Origin of the sequence: Bacillus sp. RCC_6_1 (assembly GCF_041360755.1) — a bacterium.
Classification (GTDB): Bacteria; Bacillota; Bacilli; order Bacillales; family Bacillaceae_G; genus Bacillus_A; species Bacillus_A cereus.
The window spans coordinates 217,799-237,674 of the sequence record NZ_JBFUPV010000005.1 but is presented as its reverse complement, the minus strand read 5'-3'; the positions used below and the strand labels follow the sequence as shown (position 1 = coordinate 237,674).

The following is a 19,876-nucleotide window of genomic DNA, read 5'->3' as shown; positions in this document are numbered from 1 at the left end:
TATTGGTTACTTTCAACTAATTTCATTCTATTTTTGTTTTCTTCTGAATCAATATGAATCAACCGTTTTCCCTGTTTATAATACGCATCAATAAATAGGGAATGATTTTTACTTTTCAATTTCACAAAGTAATTTTATCTCTTTTATTTGTGAAATATGACGCTGTTCATGTAAATAAATCAGTTCTATCCACTGATCAAGGGATAATTCTCCAAGAGCTGGATGCATCACTGCTTTTTTCGCTAATATAGACTCATCTTCTATTGTACTCAGGAAACGCATCAATTCTTTTCTTGATTCGTTTAGCATATTGAGCATTTGCTCCACTTCAAATGGTTCTTTACTTGGTTCAATCATTTCTGGAGCTATAAACTTTTTCGTTCTATCTAATAAAATAGTGTGAATTTCTTTACGCTCATTTTGGGTACTATCTAACTTTTTTAATCCTGATGAAATAACTGTTATAACTCTCTCATCTAATAAAACTAAATGATGACAAACTTGTGCAATACTCCATTTATCCTTATCTGGTTTCCTATTAAATTGAGCATCACTCAACAAATTAATTTCCTCAACTAATTGATCTCTCGTTTCATAAAACTTGTCATTTACAAATGTATCCATGTGGATTCTCCTTTCATTGCAACCTACATACTTAAATTCCTACGCTAGAAATATTATCTTCAAAAAAAGTTTTTCTTTCACTACTATTCCAATTTCATTTTAAAGCTACAAATGAAATTATTTGTTTTTTATATCTTTTTAATTGGCACAAATAAATTAACCTTTAACTTTCCATCTAGATCTTCAGCAACATTATTTAAGCAAAACTCTAAATTATCTCTATCATAATCTGCATCATACTCACTATTTGGTAGCCACTCTGCATACATGTATTGATACGCTTCACTTAATTTATGAGGTTCATCATAGAACTGGTATAGACCATATGTACCTCCATCTAATCTTTTAAATTGCACATCATGATACTTTTCTTTATCGAAGTTTTCAGGAATCGTAACACATGCATCATGCCGGCACTTATGACTTGCAACAAGTTCAGGATTATCTAATGATATTCCGATAAATGATTGCTCTGGTGGATAAAGTTTATTTTCAATTGACCAATTCAGTAACTTTCCCCAGTGATCTTGTGGTTCAAAGTAGCTACCAGTTCGTCTTATATATGCTACTTCTAATGGTGGAAATTTTTTTATAAAAACTTTCATTTACATCTTCTCCCCTATAAATATGTACACTGTTTATTTAGCTTTCTTTAAATATTTATTCCTTCTTAAATAAAAAGAATCCTCTAATCACATGAATTTTAATTGAAATACAATTGATTACTATTACTACTACTAAAGTAGTATGTACTTTCATACTTTTATTTGATTTTAAATTCTTTTTAAATCGATATATTAATTGTAAGAAAATAAAAAGGTGGAGGATTTTAATTGATTAAAGGAATATACGAAGCGCATTTACCAGTATAATGTCCTATCAATTTATCATTAAATAAATGTAAAAAATGACCCTATTTATTCATTTTTAATGCGTATGTATGTACATTTGTTAATTTATTCGATATATTATGGGTATTGAATGATTACGTGAAGTGTATAGGTCGCTTATATAACACCTTATATTTTTATATCCGTGAAAACTACAAAGTGTATGAAAATCCATTTGTCAAATGAATTTAGTGCGGAAGGAGGTTTGTGGTTACTTCATAGGGTATAATAATCAGTTTTTTACTGATAAAAATATAGGAGGCGACATAATGTTTCGTACGATTTCAAATTTCATGAGAGTAGCTGAGATAAGAAGGAAAATCCTTTTTACACTAGCGATGTTAATCGTTTTTCGAATTGGCACGTTTATTCCAGTTCCTCATACTAACGCAGAGGTATTAAAAGTACAAGATCAAGCTAACGTTCTAGGTATGTTAAACGTATTTGGCGGAGGAGCATTGCAACACTTCTCAATCTTTGCTGTAGGTATTACACCATATATTACAGCTTCCATCATAGTACAGTTACTACAAATGGATGTTATACCTAAATTTTCGGAATGGGCAAAGCAAGGAGAAATGGGCCGTAAGAAATCAGCTCAATTCACTCGATACTTTACAATCATTCTCGCATTCATACAGGCCATCGGAATGTCTTATGGCTTTAATAATATAGCAGGTGGACAATTAATAACAGATCAAAGCTGGACTACATACTTATTTATTGCGACAGTTTTAACTGCAGGTACTGCATTTTTACTTTGGTTAGGCGAACAAATTACCGCTAACGGAGTTGGTAATGGTATTTCGATGATTATCTTCGCAGGTCTCGTTGCCGCCATTCCAAATGTTGCAAATCAAATTTATTTACAACAATTCCAAAATGCTGGCGATCAGCTATTTATGCACATAATAAAAATTGTTTTAATTGGACTCGTAATTTTAGCGATAGTTGTTGGTGTTATTTACATTCAACAAGCTGTACGTAAAATACCGATCCAATATGCAAAAGCTGTTTCAGGAAACAATCAATATCAAGGAGCAAAAAACACTCATTTACCGCTTAAAGTAAATAGTGCTGGTGTTATACCAGTTATCTTTGCTTCTGCATTTTTAATGACGCCGCGTACAATTGCGCAGCTCTTCCCTGATTCAAGCGTATCAAAATGGTTAGTTGCAAATCTTGATTTCGCACATCCAATTGGAATGACACTTTATGTCGGTCTTATCGTTGCTTTCACATACTTCTACGCATTTATTCAAGTAAATCCTGAACAAATGGCTGAGAATTTGAAAAAGCAAAATGGATATGTTCCTGGTATTCGTCCTGGTAAAGCAACTGAACAATATGTAACTAAAATTCTATACCGTTTAACATTTATCGGTGCAATTTTCTTAGGTGCTATTTCTATATTACCGCTCGTATTCACGAAAATTGCTACGTTACCACCTTCTGCTCAAATTGGTGGTACAAGCTTACTTATCATTGTCGGTGTAGCACTAGAAACTATGAAGACGTTAGAAAGCCAGCTTGTAAAACGTCATTATAAAGGCTTTATTAAAAAAGTGAATTAATTATCAAAAACACAGTTGGTTATTTTTCCAACTGTGTTTTTGATTTTATCAGTCCTGTAATATACAGGGCTATTGCTTTATTAAACTACATCTCCTTCTCTAATAACCGCCCTTTTTTGAAATAAGTCCGTAGTGTTGAACGATTGGCCAAAAATACACCAATCAATATAAGACAAGCCCCCATTCCCATTGTAGGATTTAAAGGTTCTCCTAAAATGATATATCCCACAATTATTGCAATTAATGGTGATACATATAACCACGTCGATGGAAATACTGGATTTGTTTTTGATAAGAGCCAGTAATATAATCCGTGTCCACCAATCGATCCGATAAATATGAGATATAAAATAGGCCATTGCACACTCCATGAAGTTAATACGGTTACATTTGGTTGTTCTACAATAATAGATGCGATTAGTAGTAAAATCCCTCCATAAAACATTTGAATACCGTTAATAAGAAATGGTGATACATTTGATAAATCTGACAGTATTTCTTTCGAACGAATAGAGCCTATTCCGTAAAATAACTCCCCTATAACTAACACACTACAAGCAATACTCCATATGAAACTTACTTGTTGATGCATTCCTGGTAAAGAAACAAATATAACACCTATTAGTGCAATAACTAAAGCAACGAGTTGTTCCTTTTGTAATTTCTCCCTATTCCTCTTTGCTTGTATTAATAAAATCATCATTGGTCCCGTAGCAGAAAGAACAGCAGCTAATCCCGAAGAAATATATTGTTCTGACCAATATAAACTTGCGAATGTCATAAATGTTAAACAAAATCCAGCATACATAATGCGTTTTGAAAATATATGTGGCATAATTTCTTTTCGCTTTAATTTAAAAATAATCATAAGGATTATGCCCGCTAAAAAGAAGCGAATTCCTGCTGAAAACAACGGTGGCGCCCCTGCTTCAATTCCAATTTTTATCGTTAAAAATGTTGTCCCGAAAATAATACATACTAAAATGTAATTAAAAATGACCATTTTGCTTCCTCCTTTTTACTCTTAGAATGAGTATAGAGGCTATGGTGTATAACAGTGTATCGGTACATATAACAGTTACTTCAAGTTGTAGTTGATTCCCTATATATTTTTCGCTTTAATTAAGTTAAAAAGAAAAATAGGTGAACCTATGAAAATTGTATTGCGTAAAGAAACAAACATACCGTATTACAAGCAAATATATATGCAAATTGTTGACAGAATACAAAGTGGTATGCTTTCACATGGTGAATCTCTTCCTTCTTTACGTTGTATGGCCACAGATTTACAAATCAATGTATTAACAGTTCGTAAAGCGTATAAACAGTTAGAAACGAAAGGGTATATACGCATCGAACAAGGAAAAGGTGCTTACATATATAAACGGGTAAAGAAAGATTTCAAACCAATTCCGTATAAATGGCAACAAATGAAAACGATTAATGTTATGCGTTCTCAATATGCAATGAATAAGCACCGTAAATATTATAATTTTTCACAAGCAATTCTGTATCCTCGTCTGTTACCAAATCCATTTTTGGCAGATGAAATGCATAAATTGCTGGATAAAAATCCGATGTTGTTAGCAACTTATGGGCCAGTTCAAGGCGATTATGAATTGCGAGTTGAAATAGCAAATTACTTAAATGAACACCAGAAATTAGTGACAGACCCATCTCAATTATTAATTACAAGCGGCGCACAACAAGGAATTGATTTAATTGCTCAAACATTATTAAAACCTGGAGATATTGTATTAGTAGAAAGTCCATGTTACAGTGCTGCGCTTGATATTTTCATCAATAAAGGTGTTCAAATCATTCCCGTTTCTCTTGATAATCATGGAGTTCGCTCCGACTTAATTGATGATATTTGTCAAAGTAAAAATCCCGTTTTATTGTATACGAATCCCACCTTCCAGAATCCGACAGGTACAGTAATGAGTAAAGAACGAAGAATGGAACTTATAGAACTATCGGAGTTATATCAATTTTTTATTATTGAAGATGATTCTTTCGGAGAAATATATTTTGAGGATGCTATAATCCCGCCCCCAATCAAAAGTTTTGATAAGGATGGCCACGTAATATATATAAAAGGATTTAGTAAAACGTTAGCACCAGGACTGCGTATCGCGGCACTTATTGCCGATGGTCCTATTTTTGAATGGCTATATGCAGTAAAAGGTTCAATGGATATCGGTAGTCCTTTATTAACACAGAAGGCACTTCTACCGTTTTTACGTGCAGAACGTATGAAAAACCATTTAGAAAAATTACGTACAGCTTTACAAATGAGACGTGATTTAACAATTGATATATTATCGCCATTAAAAGAACTACACTTTGAAATACCAAATGGAGGTTTTAATTTATGGGTGACACTACCTGATTCGATAGATCCCTTTACCTTATTACAAAAAGCAAATGAAGTAGATGTCTCTTTTTTACCAGGAACAGCTTGTCTATTAAATTACGAAACAAATGATAACCAATTAAGAATTAGCTATTCAATGTTAAACGAGAAAGATATGGAAATTGGATTAGAAAAATTACACGATACAATACGAAACAGTATTTGTTAGAAGTAATATCACAATAGCTAACAATAAATAATACTCGAAAATGAAAATGTATAGTATGGGATATTATTTATTGTTGAGCTTTTTCGTTATTCTGAACAACCGGTTTTAAAACTTGTCTTTCTTTTAATTCTTCAACAATACCATATTGATCAATAACAATTGCTTTCATTTACTCTCCTCCTTGCTGTTTATTTTAATAACATACAATTATTTCTCAAAATTTTTTGCCTTGAATTAACATATAATTATTTTTGGGGGTAATTATGCAAGAAGCATTATAAAGTGAAACTTTAATCAACCCTCGCCAATCGGGCTTTTCCGGGCAGTTGGTCCCCTCCCAACTTCTTTACTTTCCCTGAATTTTAAGATGGGACTCTTACTGCCCAGCAAATAGCGGGATGAATTCCACCACGAATCTTACACACATCTTAGAATCATCCAAAATTGTTTTATTAATTAATTCAAAAGAAATGAGGCTAACTATATGAGTGAAAAGATATTTAAAATAAACGGAATTGATATATGTACAGAAAGCTTTGGGAACCCTAAGAACCCTGCTATTTTATTAATTATGGGCGCTACATGTTCCATGGTTTATTGGGATGAAGAGTTTTGTGAGCTGTTGGCTAGTACGGGGAAGTTTGTTATTCGCTTTGATAACCGTGATGTTGGGCGCTCTGTTGCCTATGAACCTAGAACTTCCAATTACACAGTAACAGATATGGCTGAAGATGCAATTGGAGTACTAGATGCTTATCATATTGATAAAGCTCACCTATTTGGCATGTCATTAGGTGGTATGATTGCTCAAATTGCCGCTGTAAAACATCCCGAAAGAATTTTGACGCTAACTTTACTAGCGACTAGTGTAATAGGATCTGATGACAATACTCGCGATTTACCTCCAATGGATGAAAGGATTTTAACACATCATGTAAATGGCACAAGTATAGATTGGGCAAATAAAAATGATGTGGCAGAGTATTTAGTTTCAGGATCTCGTCTATTATGTGGATCAGAACGAATATTTGATGAAAATAGAGTTTATAAACAAGTAAAACAAGAAATAGAACGCGCAAACAATTTAATAAGTATGTTTAATCACGCTTTACTTCAAGGTGATGATGCATATGAAGGTGTACTTCAATCCATACAAGCACCTACATTAGTTATTCACGGAACAGACGATACAGCACTACCATTTGAACATGGCCTCGCACTAATTGATGAAATTCCAAACTCAGTACTATTAACCCTTAAAGGGGCAGGCCATGAAAACCATCCAGATGACTGGGAAAGCATAATTAATGCTGTTTCTAAACATACATCTAAAATTTAGATAAATAACTAATGGAAGGGTCACAAATTGTATTGTGCCCCTTCCATTTACAAACAAAACCCCATCACTGTATTCGTATGTATAGTGATGGGGACTTCTTATATTTTTCTATGTTTAAAAAAATGGACAATCTAATTGATCAACAGATTCCCATAATTTTTTTTTTGCATTTTCAGTGGATGTATTTGTGTCTAGTGTCATGTTTTTAAAAGGGTTTACTTCGACTTTTAATAAGGATGAAGGCTCCACATATAATGAGAAAACATGGCTGCTTGGTAAAGCTTTAGAAACGTCAATATCTCCTACTTGTTTAAATAGTTGCTGCGCAGCAAAGAAGAAGAAATTAGTTGGATTTGATTGTTTATTCAGCCACGCAAGCATTTCAGGTGATACCGATTTATGAATATTGATTTTTACTCGATCACCACGTTTATATCGCCTAGATCGCATACTTCCACCAACTAACTTATCGTTAAGTTTGTAAATCCTAACTCTTTTTGCTTATGCTCTCTATATTTTGGCGAACAAGTATAGACTAATAATCCTCGTGCATTTGTAAATAACGGATTATCTACAAAGATTACATTTTTGAGTCGTCCTTTTTGCTTTAAAATCATTTTTAAACTGTTTTTAATAATTACTGCACCCCCGCCATAAATAAACACGTATGGATCGTCTTTCATATCATCAATTTTATTTATAATATCTGTTGCAACACGCGCTGCTAAACCTAATAGCGCTGGCTGTGATTCCTCAACTAATAATGTATTTCTCGGATGCTTATCATTTAAATAAATTTGATTGAATTCTGTAATGCTATCAATCGTTTTAGTTGGATACTTCCGGTTCCATCTCGTAATGATTTGTAGTAACGTCTCTTTTACACCATAAGATAAACCTTTACTTAGTTGCGGACGGAAATTCACCCCTAATGAAACGACTTCTTCTGTCGTCCCTGCGCCAATATCAAAAGAGAGTAGAGTTTTATCTACAAAATCAATTTCAGAAACTTGATTTTGCTCACATTCTATTTTATGTTTCACAACATTTCCTTCTTCATCGTATACAATGCCCCACGTCCCAGAAGCACCCTCAGGTAGGCATTTACAATACTCAATTGAAACATTAATTGTCACATCGCGTCCGTTCGGATAATGGAAAATAACCTTATGATTTCCCATATAACGTTTTGCATTTTCAGCAGCTATTTCTTGTGTAATAAGCTGCATAGGAAGAGCGACAGATAAATCATAACGAATATTAATATGGCTAGAAGTTGGACTTTGACGCATAGCGCTTACCGCCAAACCTGATAGTATTGTAATAACCATTAACTCATCCGTTGACTTATTTGATTTCTTCTCTACCTCAGTACCTTTTAATTGATCTTGAATGACTTTTTCTCCAACGATGTATCGTACATTATTTAGCATTAACGATGGCGAACTTATAGTCACATCAATGTGGTTTTCTAATTCAGATAATGAAACATCTACCTCATCTAAGAGTCCTGTAGGCTCACCTATATATAAAGAATAAATACTCGGAATAAAAATAGGGTCTTGCCCTTTCACCATTAACTTCAAACCGTTGTTTCCTGCATCTGCACCAGCTTTTAAAAGTATAGACATAACTACCCCCTAAATTAATCTGACATCCCTTCCAAATATATGCGAGCCCATTCTTTTACATTCAAATGTATTGTAATTTTTTATTTATCATAGAACTAAAATATTACATACTTACATATTTCGTGTAAAAAGTATTTGACATGATACTTTTCCAATTTTATACTTATATTTGTAAAGAGTTTTTTACAATCGAGGGGGCAATTATTTATTGAATACTAAAAAAACTATTTTTATAATCATTGTTTTAGCATTAATTGCAATACTAGTACATGGCACATATAAATACATAACTGAAGGTTCTATTTTGGGCGGTACGATTTTTGCTATTTCGTTAATACTTAGTAATTTAATTAATTACATTACTTGGGGAGATCCCCACGGTGTATCAGAAGAAAGTCAAGATGAAATGGGACAACAAATTACATATAAAAGCTTTAAAATTGCATATTTTGTGCTTGTAATTGTAATGTTCCTTATATTAATCTTCTCTGAAGGATTTTCTATGGGGGCTAATTTAGATGGAGTAAAAAACCTCCCTCTGTTCATCGCAATTTGCTCTTCCTTCTTTATTTATCCTATTGTCGAACTCGTAGTTGCAAAACAATATAAATAAAAAGATGAGGTTTTCTACATGTAGAAAACCTCATCTTTTTATATTTACATACCCTCTACAATTGCTTTTAATTTGTTCACAGTCCGCCAATTCCTAACTGTAGCTGGTGTATGTAACTTCTGAAACTGGTTCATTAATTTAGAATTTCGAATGCTATTTTTGAAAAACAAATAAACGACTTTCTCATCTATATAGCAATCTTCAAGTTCACTTTTAAATATAAGCAATTGACTACTCTCTTCTTCAGAAAGTACATTCGCTAAAAAAGCAACATGAACACTTTCTCCTTCTAACAATGAATGAACTTCATACGGACATTGCTTAATAATATTTATAAATTCATCATGTGTTCTTAGCATGACTGGAACATCGAAATCAAATTCATTTTTTATTTCCGTTTGTATTCGGTCTTTTAGAAAGTTTATATCTTCCTCAGATTCGAACACGATATTACCACTTTGTATATACGTTTTCACTTGTTTTAACCCTATTGATTCAAACACTCGTTTTAACTCAGCCATTTTGATTACTTTATGTCCACCGACATTGATTCCTCTTAGTAATGCAATATAAAGTGTCATACTATTCCCCCCACAATAAAATGAACTTATCAATTGAATCGATTTCCCCACTCATATTTCTCGGATATTTGTTTTAATTCTTCTAACATATCATGAATAGATAATACCTCAAATAAAATAATATACTCACTTGAAAAATGGTGATGATAATGATTTGGTTTATAATCTTTTAAATCATTTTTATAACTCCAAGTTGAGATATTAAAAAATTCACAAACTAACACTGTAAGAAAAACTGCAATCCCAGTTTTAATCACTCTTCCCCCAACGAGATTCCATTTTCTATCTTGATTCATTTTTTATATCCTTCATTTCTATTTCATTTTATATACATATATTGTATATTATTAAAATAAAAAAACCTACTACATGAATATTCAAGAGTAAGTTTTCTATCTCATTATTTCATTATAGACAAATGCATTATTATTTGTTGGCCTATTGGTCCCATTCTTCTAAAACCTTTATCTTGGAAGCCGACTTTTGCATATAAATTTTGTGCAGGAATATTTCTTTCATTCACAGCAAGTACAACTTCATTTTTTATTGGAAAATAACGTTTTACAAACTCTTCTAATAATAACAATGACTTTTTAGCGAATCCTTTTCTTTGTCTATTGTGATTAATAGAAAATGATGTTAAAAGTAAAGCATCCTCATTATCTGTGAACTCCTTTACTCTATCTCCCGTTTCCAATGCGAAAAGACCCACCGGTACCCCATTGTAATCTAAAATAACAATCACATTTTTTGTACGATCACTTTTTGCTTTCTCCAGTAATGCGCTTGGATCTGATGTAAACTGAACTTGTTCACTTGGTAAAGTAAATGTTTGTATAACTTCTTTATATTTCTCCTTATACGGAACTAATTGAATTTCCCCTGTGTGTATGTTCATGCTAAACTCTCCCATTTTTTAGCTTATTAACTTATACCTTGCTGTGCTTTTGAATGCACTCTTCCATCTAAAAAGGTAATTTCAACAAATGAATTTGGATTGTTTCCTTTCCAAGCAAAAATTTGTTTAATTTGTGTAGAATGTTCTACCCCTTCTTCTATAAGTAAATCTCCTTCAAAACCAATTAAATCTTTCACTTCTGTATAAGTCATCCCTTCATTTATACTCGAAAAATGATTTATATTGATAGACTCTTTCTGTTGCCTTTCCATCACAGTAGAAGAAGTTGCTGTTTGATTTTTCACTTCTTTTCTCTGTTCACACGCTGTCATACTGAAACCTAAGCATAAACTAAACAATATACATGCGCTTTTTTTCATCATAACAGTTGTCCCTCCCATCATAATTAAACCATATTTTTCCTTAAAAATAAACTGAATATTTAATATTATATTTAAAAACCTCGTACAATTAAGTACGAGGCTAATTTCATTTATTCAAATGATTATTTGATTGATCATCCTGTTCTTTTCTTAACTCTTGTTCTTCATCTTTTGGTAATTGTTTATCATTATCTTTAATTGGATTCGTTTCTCTATTTTCTATCATATCATTTGGAACTTGTGGCATTACTCGGCCCACAATAGCGGCTAATTCATCTAGTATACCTTCACCTGTTTTTCCTTTTTTAATTTGCTTTCCGATTTGTTTGAGCCGTTCATACGTATCAACATCTGCTACAACGACTGCATTAGCACCGTCAGGGTCATTTTTTAAACTTTCTGCAACAGAGTATTTAATTGATTCAACTCGAGTTCGATCAAGTTTTGCTTTTACATCAATACCTACAATAGCATATTTTCCAACAACGACCGCTGTTGCATCATTCACACCTGGCACACTTGCTGCTAAAGATGCTAAATGATCTGCTGCTTTTTCATTTGGCTTATTTGATTTATTCGTATAATTAACATTTTTCATTGAAACATTTTTTTGTTCCGGCTTTTCGTTTGGATTGTCTTTTTTTCCAATACTGCATCCAGTTATAACGAAGCAAAGCATCAATATATATATTAGAGTTTTCATTATTTTCACCACTTCACTATTAAGGTTTAATCATAAATTTTTTCAACAGCTTGCATTTTCTTTACCTTTTCCTCGGCCCCGCTATTAGCATTAATGAATATTTGGTACGTATCTTTTCCTAAAGTGCCTACAAATTCATAGCAAAGTACTTCATTATGCAAATCATTGACTACTAAAGCTTTACGTTCTTCCATGACTTTTACATCCGGATTGATTTTCTTTCTTGCTTCTGCTGCAGTTAGCTTTGCCGATGGAACTGTTCGCTTTTGATGTGACGCTAAATATTCTTTTGCGGAGAACCCAACGATAGAACCATCATCTAAAGCAATTTTCATTTGGATTGCTTCTGGATAAATTCGTACTCCATTTTCATTTACTACATACGTAAATACACCAACATTATCATATTGAGAGCTATCATAAAGCTCCATATTATTAAACTTATGGTCCTTTAAAAATTTCAAACCTTTACTACCTGCATCGTTTAAACTAACTTTCTGTTCTTTAATTTCCCGGTTATTCATAACCCAAATTGGATATCCGCCTTTTCCGGTAATATCCATATAGAACTCGTTGTTCGTTGCTTCATCTTTAATTTTCACACTATAGAAGGATTCTTTCGCACCTTTTCCGCTTTTCTCAACATCTACTTTTTCATTTCCTTTTAAATTCAAAAACGATTTGGCAATTTTCGCCGCTTCATCTTTAGAAATTGCCTTTCCTTCCGCTTCAAATCCGCCTTTTTTATTTTTTTGCGCACTTGTAAAGGTCGGTCCGAAGTTTGTAGAAGAATATGATGTTACGTTTTTCTCTACAGTTTTCAATCCATCAATAATTGTGTTATCTGCTGGATCGCGATTTGATGCAAGTGCCATTTCTACATCCATCCAGCGTAAATTATTTTTCAAAACAAGATGTTGTACTTTTCTTAGTTCATCTTGTATATTTCCTGCATTTGAATATAAAGTTTGCAACGTTTTATATTCTTGCTCATTTAACGGTTCTTTTTCTAAATCACGAATGGCTGCACGGTAACTAAAATCACCGATATTCGCTAAAAATTCTTCCGTTTTATTAAATGGCATTAATGTTAAAGGAAGTTGCCCTACATCTGAGCGAGCTTCAGATGTTAAACGCCATACATCCGCTAATGCAGGTGATAAAGATGATCGTGAATTCATCGCAAGTGTTGTGCCAATTTTATCGTGTAATAAATCGACTTCGTATGCTAAATCATGGAATGCACGTTGATAGCTATTTTCCGCTCGAATTAAAACTGCATTTTTCTCTTGGTGCTCTTTATAGCCCCAATAGCCTGTTCCTACTACACCGACTGTTAATAATACAATGATAATACCTCGTAACATTGTCCCACCTCCGCTCTATTTACAGAAAATATGTTTACCGATTTTTTTAATTTGTGGACGAGTCCAAATCCATTTACTAGTCGCGGTATCTGGATTGAAATAATATAAAGCATTTCCTGTTGGATCCCATCCGTTAATCGCATCTAAAACTGCTTTTTTTGCTGTTTCATTTGGCGTTAAATATATTTGCCCATCGGCTACCGCTGTAAATGCTCTAGGCTCAAAGATTACACCTGAAACAGTATTTGGGAATGACGCACTTGTAACACGGTTCAAAATGACAGCAGCTACTGCAACTTGTCCTAAATATGGTTCACCGCGTGATTCTCCGTATACTGCGTTTGCCATAAGCTGAATATCATTTTGAGAATAACCGTTCGGAACATTTGTCCCTTTATTTTGAGGTGGTTTATTCTCTTGTGCAGTGCCACCGCTATTTCCTTTATTCGTTGTCGTCCCTTTATTAGCAGTTGACTTGTCATACTTCGTTGCCTTCACGAGCATTTGCTTCGTTTTAGCTCCAGCTAAACCATCAACGGGTAATCCGAATTTCTCTTGAAAATTCCGAAGTGCCCAATATGTACCCCATCCGAAAACACCATCCACTTTTCCCGTATAAAACCCGTTATATTTCAAACGAGATTGCAGTTCAATGACATCTTCGCCAGATGCTCCTCTTTGAATAACTTGATTAGAAAAAGCTTCTACATTCTTTAATTGTATACTACTGACCATTAAAGACAGTCCTATGAACGCAAGTAAAACTGCTATTTTAAAAATAGCTTTTTGGCGCATAATTTTCCCTCCTTAATTACGGAAATGATTTCTTGGTTATGTTTTGTAAAAGCCTCGCTTTTATGTAAAGAAGACAAAAAAATCCAAACTAATATCGTTGAAAAAATATGTAAACAATATAAAAAAGGATAAAAGGAGTTCATCATGAAAAAATTGTTAAAACGTGTCGCACTTGTCATTCTGTTCCTAACAACATGTTCAAATATATATACAGGCTCATCAATTGTTCATGCGCAGCCGCCGTATGCCAAATGGGGTAAACTTGCCGTAGAAAAGACGAAAGAACAATACCCAAAAGCAGAAATTATTGACTATCTTCATATAGGTAGAAAACCAAAAACAGTTCAAATAACTGTTGAAAAATTTAAATTGTGGTTACGTGAGAACGGAAAAGAATACGGTGTTTTTGTTGATGTAGAATTTGAAACGAAGACGGAGAAATTTATAAAGTTGTCGTTTCAGAAGACGAGTAGATAAAGTGAAACCTTAATCAGTGGGGGTTTTGTTCATCTCCCACTAATCATCAGCCCTCACCAATCGGACTTTTACGGGCAGCCCGACAAATAGCTGGATAAAGTGAAACCCCCACTGTTAAAAACAGACACAGTGGGGTTCTTGCATTTCTAAAATTCTTTTCTAAAGTTTCGATTCCCTAAAAATCTTACCAATATACAAATAGCACCAATTACAACTGCTATTCCTATACTGTATAAAAGTACTTTACCATATCCACCTATTCTCGGATCTAAAAACGGATATGGATACCAATTCACGATTGGACCACGTATTAAGCTATATACAACGTAAAAAAACGGGAATAAAAGCCAACTTGCAGCTTGTTTCCAAGTGATTTTCTTAATAGGTGGATTTAAAATCCAATCTAAAAGCATTGTAATCGGCATGATATAATGTAGCACAGTATTTACCCATGGTATTGCCGTTTGAAGTGACTCTTCTAATCCTCTTAGTAACAAAAAATAAACGAGTCCTGTCGTAAGTATATATACCGTCGCCGCACCACGAAGTATACTAAACTGCTCTGAGCGACCAAATGTAGCTGTTCCGATACTACTTAAAAGGAGAATACATGCAACTAAAATGTTACTTTCGATAGTAAAGAAACTAAAAAAGTTAACTGGATTGAACGGTTTCACTTGTGCCCTGATTATGAATTGCGTAATAATGGCGCTACATACTAGAAGACTTAAACAGAATCTAAATAAAGATAAATTTTTTTCATCCTTCATACATTCCCTCCTTTTCTTATATATAATTAGAATTTCCCTGTACATGCTCAATAAATAGTTTTAATGGAACGAGCCCACGTTTTGGCATATGACTACTTATAATAGCTACTACTTCTAACTGAGGAATGATAACGATGTATTGTCCGCCGTATCCCATAGCGAAATATATACAATACGGTATGTGAAATCTTTCGGTATGTAATACCCACCAGTGATATCCATATGCGCCGACATGTTCATATGTTTCAAAATGCGCCCTACTTGACTCTTCTAACCATTTCGCTGATACAATTTCTTTTTCATTCCAATATCCATTTTGCAAACATAATTTTCCTAATTTTAATAAATCGGTAGATTTCATTTTCATACCGAAGCCGCCGACATATATACCCTGCGGATCTTGTTGCCACTCGTATTCGTTAATTTCTAATGGATTAAATAAATATTTCTTTGCAAACCGCTCTGTCGACATTCCAGTAGCTTCTTGAATAATATAGCTCAGTAAATGAGAAGAACCTGAATTATAATTCATTTTTGTAGCAGGTTCTTCAATTATTGGCTTTTCTAATATGTACTGTACCCAGTTCTCTGATTCTACAAAGTCATTTGGGAATACTACTCCATTCCCAAACTCTTTCCAGTCCTCACCAGTAGTCATTGTTAATAAGTGATATAGTGTTAAATTATGTTTTCCCTTAGGTACATTTTCAATCCACTCTGTGATCGGTGTATGTATATCATTTATATAGCCCTTATCAACTGCAATACCAATTAATAAAGATACGATACTTTTTGTAATCGAATTTATTTTATATAAGTTATTTGCACATTCGGGTGTTTTATAATACTCAGTTGTTAATTGTCCTTTTTGATAAACAAGAAATGTATTCACTTTTTTCTTTTCGAATTTATTTTCTAGTTGCTTGAAATCCAAAAACTTTACCTCCATTTAAATAGTTAATCCATTTATTATATCTTGTTCCTTCATTTTAAACATAATTGTGCTCAAATAAAAATAAACCTGTCAGCCATAATGAACTGACAGGTTTATTTTTATAATTTTGTACGAACATTCCAAAGCTCTGGGAAGAATTGTTGATCAAGTACTCGCTTTAAATAAGAAACACCGGAGGATCCACCTGTACCCATTTTATGTCCAATAATTCTTTCTACTGTTTTCATATGACGGAAACGCCATTGTTGTAGCCAGTCTTCAATATCAATCAATTTTTCAGCAAGCTGATATAAATTCCAATATTTTTTCACATCCGCATACACTTCTAACCATGCTGCTTCTACTGTTGCATCTTCTTCATAAGGCTGCGTAATATCACGGTTTAACACATCTTTATGAATAGGGAATCCTTCTTTTACTAATGCTTGAATCGCGACATCATATAGACTTGGTGCATGTAGCGCTTTATGAAGTCGTGCATGTAATTCTGGATCCTTTTCATAAATTTTTAATGCATGTGGCGTTTTATAGCCAAGTGCATACTCAATCATACGATATTGATACGATTGAAAACCTGAAGCTTGACCGAGTGAATCACGAAACTCAATATATTCTGATGGTGTTAATGTCGCGAGAATATCCCAAGATTGAATAATTTGAGACTGAATTTTTGATACACGTGCTAACATTTTAAAAGCTGGTTGTAATTTATCTTGTTTAATAGATTCAATCGCCGCATTTAGCTCATGTAAAATGAGCTTCATCCAAAGCTCACTTGCTTGGTGAATAACGATAAATAACATTTCATCATGATGGTCTGATAATCTTTTTTGAGAAGATAGTAAACTATCTAATTGTAAATATTCCCCATACGTCATATTCTCTTTAAAATCCGTATGAATCCCTTTTTCCATAATTACTTTTTCATTTTCTTTCATATTAGCCAAACGCCCCTTTTATATGATTCTACTTATATTGGTCTAATAACGGCTCGAACTGGACTTCCATCCGCATCAGTTAATGCAAGTGGTAATGCAATCAATTCATAATCACCGTCTGCTACATGATCTAGTACGACATTTTCTAAAATATGAATTCCATGTTTAAATAATTGATGATGCGCTGCTAATTCTTTATCATCTAGCGGATCAACTGATGGGACATCTACTCCGATTAAACGAATACCTTTCTCCGAAAGAAAAGGTGCTATGTCTGCACGTAAATGAGGGATCACATCTGGAAATTCTTCAGCTTTTCCATGTGAAGATGTACGTAATAATAATCGTTCTACACCTTCTAAATGAAAGCTTTCTAATTCCTTTTTTCCGATGCTTTCAAGATTAGAAACGTCAATAATCCGTGCTGGGCCAACATAAACTTGAACATCTAAATCCAATACTTTCTTTCCATCATTATCAAAATGAAATGGTGCATCAATATGAGTGCCTGTATGAATACTCATCGTTAACTTTCCAACATTTACTGAGCCACTTTCTTCTTTTGACCATGAAACTTCATATGAGAACGGTGTGTCTCCTGGCCACGTTGCAATATCATTATTTAGCGGTTGTGAAATATCAATCCACTCTGATGTTTTCATGCTTATGCCACAACCTCTCGCTTATTTTCAAACTGTTTATACTCTTCTTCTTTCATAATTTTCTTTAATATTTGTACAGATTTCCACACTTCTTCATATGTGTTATATAAAGCGACCGGCGCCAGTCTTACTCCATTAGGTGCTCGGAAATCAGGGATAACTCCATTTGCTTTTAGCGCTTTACAAATACGTGCTGCTTCTGCATGTTCTAAATATATGTGCCCGCCACGTTTTTCATCCTCTAATGGATTTCCAATTGTAAATCCGAAATCTTTTAATTCGTGATCAATTAAATTCAGCATATATCTTGTAATATGTAAAGATTTTTCGCGTAAACGTTCAATACCAGCATCTTTAAACATTTCAAGAGAACCAATTAAAGGTGCTGTACTTAATACGTGCGGTGTACCAATTTGATAAGCACCTGCATGATCGGCAGCTGTTAATGTATGCTCCATATCAAACTGTTTATCTTTTCTAGAACTAAACCATCCAGACAATCCTGGCAGTCTATTAAAATGTTTACTATTTACATAAAGGCCTGCAACACTACCCGGTCCTGCATTTAAATATTTATAATTGCACCAAACAGCAAAATCGACATCCCAATCTTTGAAATGATGCGGAATAGATCCTATTGAATGGCATAAATCAAATCCAATGTGAATGCCGCGTTTATGAGCTTCCGTTGTTAAACTTTTCATATCAAGAATTTGACCACTTCTATATAAAACAGAAGGTAATAAAATTAAAGCGATATCATCTTCCATCGCATGGATAATATCTTCTTCAGAAAGTGTTCTACCATCTCGGCTTTTCACTCTTACTAAATGCTCCTCTGGGTCTAATCCTTTTAAACGAATTTGACTTTGAAGTGCATAAATATCTGATGGGAAAGTCAATTCATCCGCAAGTATTTTTGTACGTATTCCTTTCGGCTCATAAAACGTCGCAATAACTTGGTGTATATTCGCAGTTGTGGAACCGGTTACAATAGTTTCTTCCGGTAAAGCTCCAATAAGAGGGGCTGTAAGTTTACCTAATTTCTCTGAAAGGAAAAACCACGGATGCTCACCTTCTGTCCAGCCGTCAATACCATACTCTTTCCACGAATCTAGCAACGTAAGTAATGATTTCTCTGCTCTTTTTGAAAGTAGCCCTAATGAGTTTCCATCTAAATATATAGTACCTTCTTTTTTATAGAATTCAGTTTGAAAATCTTTCAGTTCATCATGTTTATCACATTCAAGCGCATACTCATAAGTTGGTTGAAATGGTTCTTTATACATGGTGTCACCTTCTCTTAATTTTCTTTTTATTCTAACTAATTGAAATATATCACCTTAATTGATACAACGTCAATGATATTATGTCAGTTGACTTTATATATGAACTTCTTTTACAATACAATTATATTTTCAGATATTTCAGTATAAAGAGGTGATTCTTTGAAAAACAGTACCCTTTCATCAAGAAAACACCGCTCCTTAGAAACGAAGAAGAAACTATTACACTCTGGTTACACTATTTTTATACGTAACGGATTTCAAAAAACGACAATTACACAAATTATTAAACATGCAGAAACCGGATATGGTACAGCATATGTATACTTCAAAAACAAAGATGATCTCCTAATTAGTTTAATGGAAGATGTTATGAATCGTTTTTATAATATCGCTGAACGCTCTTTTTCTCCACAAACAAAAGAGGAAGCACGTATAATGATCCAAAATCAAGTTAGAGCATTCCTGCAATTAGCAGATGAAGAACGCGCTATTTTGCAAGTTGTAGAGGAAGCGATAGGATTATCAAGAGAAATACGGCAAAAATGGGATGAGATTCGGGAACGTTTTATAACAAGCATTAAACAGGATATTACTTACTCTCAAGAAAGTGGATTAGCACAACCTAATTTAAATAAAGAGATTGTAGCACGCGGTTGGTTCGCGATGAATGAATCGTTTCTTTGGACTATTATGCAAAATGACAAAAAGATTAACTTAGAGGAAATTGTGTATACGTTAACGGAGATGTATACGACCGGGTTATATAAATAGCACACCTTCAATAAATAAGGTGTGCTATTTT

22 protein-coding genes and 1 pseudogene are annotated in these 19,876 nt (G+C 33.5%); 6 read left to right on the top strand and 17 right to left on the bottom strand.

Annotated features, from left to right (window positions below; genetic code table 11):
• Window positions 1–108 precede the first annotated feature (108 nt).
• Both AB6801_RS17815 and AB6801_RS17810 read right to left on the bottom strand, forming a co-directional pair.
• The gene (locus AB6801_RS17815; RefSeq protein ID WP_097813679.1) at window positions 109–624 is read right to left on the bottom strand and encodes a DinB family protein; all 516 of its coding nucleotides are present in this window, start codon (window positions 622–624) and stop codon (window positions 109–111) included.
• A 128-nt stretch (window positions 625–752) separates the two neighbouring features.
• A complete protein-coding gene (locus AB6801_RS17810) occupies window positions 753–1,229 on the bottom strand; it encodes an AraC family transcriptional regulator (RefSeq protein ID WP_000862354.1) in 477 nt (158 codons plus the stop codon).
• A 554-nt stretch (window positions 1,230–1,783) separates the two neighbouring features.
• Between AB6801_RS17810 and secY the strand changes: the two genes are divergently transcribed.
• Window positions 1,784–3,088: a preprotein translocase subunit SecY gene (gene secY, locus AB6801_RS17805; RefSeq protein WP_000490135.1), complete on the top strand. Its 1,305-nt coding sequence runs from the start codon at window positions 1,784–1,786 to the stop codon at window positions 3,086–3,088.
• Between the two features lie 85 nt (window positions 3,089–3,173).
• Here secY and AB6801_RS17800 read toward each other — a convergent pair whose 3' ends face one another.
• Window positions 3,174–4,091: a DMT family transporter gene (locus AB6801_RS17800; protein ID WP_370941112.1), complete on the bottom strand. Its 918-nt coding sequence runs from the start codon at window positions 4,089–4,091 to the stop codon at window positions 3,174–3,176.
• A gap of 148 nt (window positions 4,092–4,239) precedes the next feature.
• On the opposite strand from AB6801_RS17800, the gene pdxR reads away from it, so the two are divergent.
• Complete coding sequence (pdxR, locus tag AB6801_RS17795; protein WP_000706791.1) at window positions 4,240–5,673, top strand: MocR-like pyridoxine biosynthesis transcription factor PdxR; 1,434 nt, start codon at window positions 4,240–4,242, stop codon at window positions 5,671–5,673.
• 484 nt (window positions 5,674–6,157) lie between these two features.
• Window positions 6,158–7,012: a BCA family alpha/beta fold macrolide esterase gene (gene mleBCA / locus AB6801_RS17790; RefSeq protein ID WP_097813680.1), complete on the top strand. Its 855-nt coding sequence runs from the start codon at window positions 6,158–6,160 to the stop codon at window positions 7,010–7,012.
• A 114-nt stretch (window positions 7,013–7,126) separates the two neighbouring features.
• Here the strand turns inward: mleBCA and AB6801_RS17785 are convergent, their stop codons facing one another.
• Window positions 7,127–7,462 carry a hypothetical protein gene (locus AB6801_RS17785; RefSeq protein WP_001257760.1) on the bottom strand — a complete coding sequence of 112 codons (336 nt, stop codon included), beginning with the start codon at window positions 7,460–7,462 and terminating at the stop codon, window positions 7,127–7,129.
• An 11-nt stretch (window positions 7,463–7,473) separates the two neighbouring features.
• The gene (locus AB6801_RS17780; RefSeq protein WP_000025622.1) at window positions 7,474–8,643 is read right to left on the bottom strand and encodes a ParM/StbA family protein; all 1,170 of its coding nucleotides are present in this window, start codon (window positions 8,641–8,643) and stop codon (window positions 7,474–7,476) included.
• Between the two features lie 208 nt (window positions 8,644–8,851).
• Between AB6801_RS17780 and AB6801_RS17775 the strand changes: the two genes are divergently transcribed.
• Window positions 8,852–9,256 carry a hypothetical protein gene (locus AB6801_RS17775; protein ID WP_001093143.1) on the top strand — a complete coding sequence of 135 codons (405 nt, stop codon included), beginning with the start codon at window positions 8,852–8,854 and terminating at the stop codon, window positions 9,254–9,256.
• A gap of 44 nt (window positions 9,257–9,300) precedes the next feature.
• On the opposite strand, the gene AB6801_RS17770 is transcribed toward AB6801_RS17775, so the two are convergent.
• From AB6801_RS17770 to sleB, 7 genes and pseudogenes are all read right to left on the bottom strand, one after another.
• On the bottom strand, window positions 9,301–9,837 hold the full coding sequence (locus AB6801_RS17770; protein WP_000177395.1) for a DUF1697 domain-containing protein: 537 nt from the start codon (window positions 9,835–9,837) through the stop codon (window positions 9,301–9,303).
• Window positions 9,838–10,061: 224 nt separating this feature from the next.
• Window positions 10,062–10,133 (bottom strand): annotated as a pseudogene (locus tag AB6801_RS17765) (hypothetical protein); the annotation flags it as partial.
• Window positions 10,134–10,237: 104 nt separating this feature from the next.
• Window positions 10,238–10,750 carry a GNAT family N-acetyltransferase gene (locus AB6801_RS17760; protein WP_002061531.1) on the bottom strand — a complete coding sequence of 171 codons (513 nt, stop codon included), beginning with the start codon at window positions 10,748–10,750 and terminating at the stop codon, window positions 10,238–10,240.
• Window positions 10,751–10,761: 11 nt separating this feature from the next.
• Window positions 10,762–11,118, bottom strand: coding sequence for a hypothetical protein (locus AB6801_RS17755; protein ID WP_000976447.1), 357 nt, complete (start codon window positions 11,116–11,118; stop codon window positions 10,762–10,764).
• A 106-nt stretch (window positions 11,119–11,224) separates the two neighbouring features.
• Window positions 11,225–11,821, bottom strand: coding sequence for a YhcN/YlaJ family sporulation lipoprotein (locus AB6801_RS17750; protein ID WP_000854053.1), 597 nt, complete (start codon window positions 11,819–11,821; stop codon window positions 11,225–11,227).
• A gap of 26 nt (window positions 11,822–11,847) precedes the next feature.
• Window positions 11,848–13,188, bottom strand: a complete 1,341-nt coding sequence (gene ypeB, locus AB6801_RS17745) for a germination protein YpeB (RefSeq protein ID WP_000943727.1) — start codon at window positions 13,186–13,188, stop codon at window positions 11,848–11,850.
• Window positions 13,189–13,203: 15 nt separating this feature from the next.
• Window positions 13,204–13,983 carry a spore cortex-lytic enzyme gene (gene sleB, locus AB6801_RS17740; RefSeq protein ID WP_001249053.1) on the bottom strand — a complete coding sequence of 260 codons (780 nt, stop codon included), beginning with the start codon at window positions 13,981–13,983 and terminating at the stop codon, window positions 13,204–13,206.
• 144 nt (window positions 13,984–14,127) lie between these two features.
• On the opposite strand from sleB, the gene AB6801_RS17735 reads away from it, so the two are divergent.
• Complete coding sequence (locus tag AB6801_RS17735) at window positions 14,128–14,460, top strand: DUF3889 domain-containing protein (RefSeq protein WP_000734903.1); 333 nt, start codon at window positions 14,128–14,130, stop codon at window positions 14,458–14,460.
• Between the two features lie 146 nt (window positions 14,461–14,606).
• Here the strand turns inward: AB6801_RS17735 and AB6801_RS17730 are convergent, their stop codons facing one another.
• The 5 genes from AB6801_RS17730 to kynU form a co-directional block, all read right to left on the bottom strand.
• On the bottom strand, window positions 14,607–15,230 hold the full coding sequence (locus tag AB6801_RS17730) for a Pr6Pr family membrane protein (protein WP_370941111.1): 624 nt from the start codon (window positions 15,228–15,230) through the stop codon (window positions 14,607–14,609).
• Window positions 15,231–15,246: 16 nt separating this feature from the next.
• On the bottom strand, window positions 15,247–16,164 hold the full coding sequence (locus AB6801_RS17725; RefSeq protein ID WP_370941110.1) for a serine hydrolase domain-containing protein: 918 nt from the start codon (window positions 16,162–16,164) through the stop codon (window positions 15,247–15,249).
• A gap of 119 nt (window positions 16,165–16,283) precedes the next feature.
• A complete protein-coding gene (gene kynA, locus AB6801_RS17720; RefSeq protein WP_000661957.1) occupies window positions 16,284–17,123 on the bottom strand; it encodes a tryptophan 2,3-dioxygenase in 840 nt (279 codons plus the stop codon).
• A 32-nt stretch (window positions 17,124–17,155) separates the two neighbouring features.
• A complete protein-coding gene (gene kynB / locus AB6801_RS17715) occupies window positions 17,156–17,785 on the bottom strand; it encodes an arylformamidase (protein WP_000858061.1) in 630 nt (209 codons plus the stop codon).
• A 2-nt stretch (window positions 17,786–17,787) separates the two neighbouring features.
• Window positions 17,788–19,074, bottom strand: a complete 1,287-nt coding sequence (kynU, locus tag AB6801_RS17710; RefSeq protein ID WP_000276293.1) for a kynureninase — start codon at window positions 19,072–19,074, stop codon at window positions 17,788–17,790.
• Window positions 19,075–19,233: 159 nt separating this feature from the next.
• Between kynU and AB6801_RS17705 the strand changes: the two genes are divergently transcribed.
• A complete protein-coding gene (locus AB6801_RS17705; RefSeq protein WP_000798551.1) occupies window positions 19,234–19,845 on the top strand; it encodes a TetR/AcrR family transcriptional regulator in 612 nt (203 codons plus the stop codon).
• Window positions 19,846–19,876: the final 31 nt, after the last annotated feature.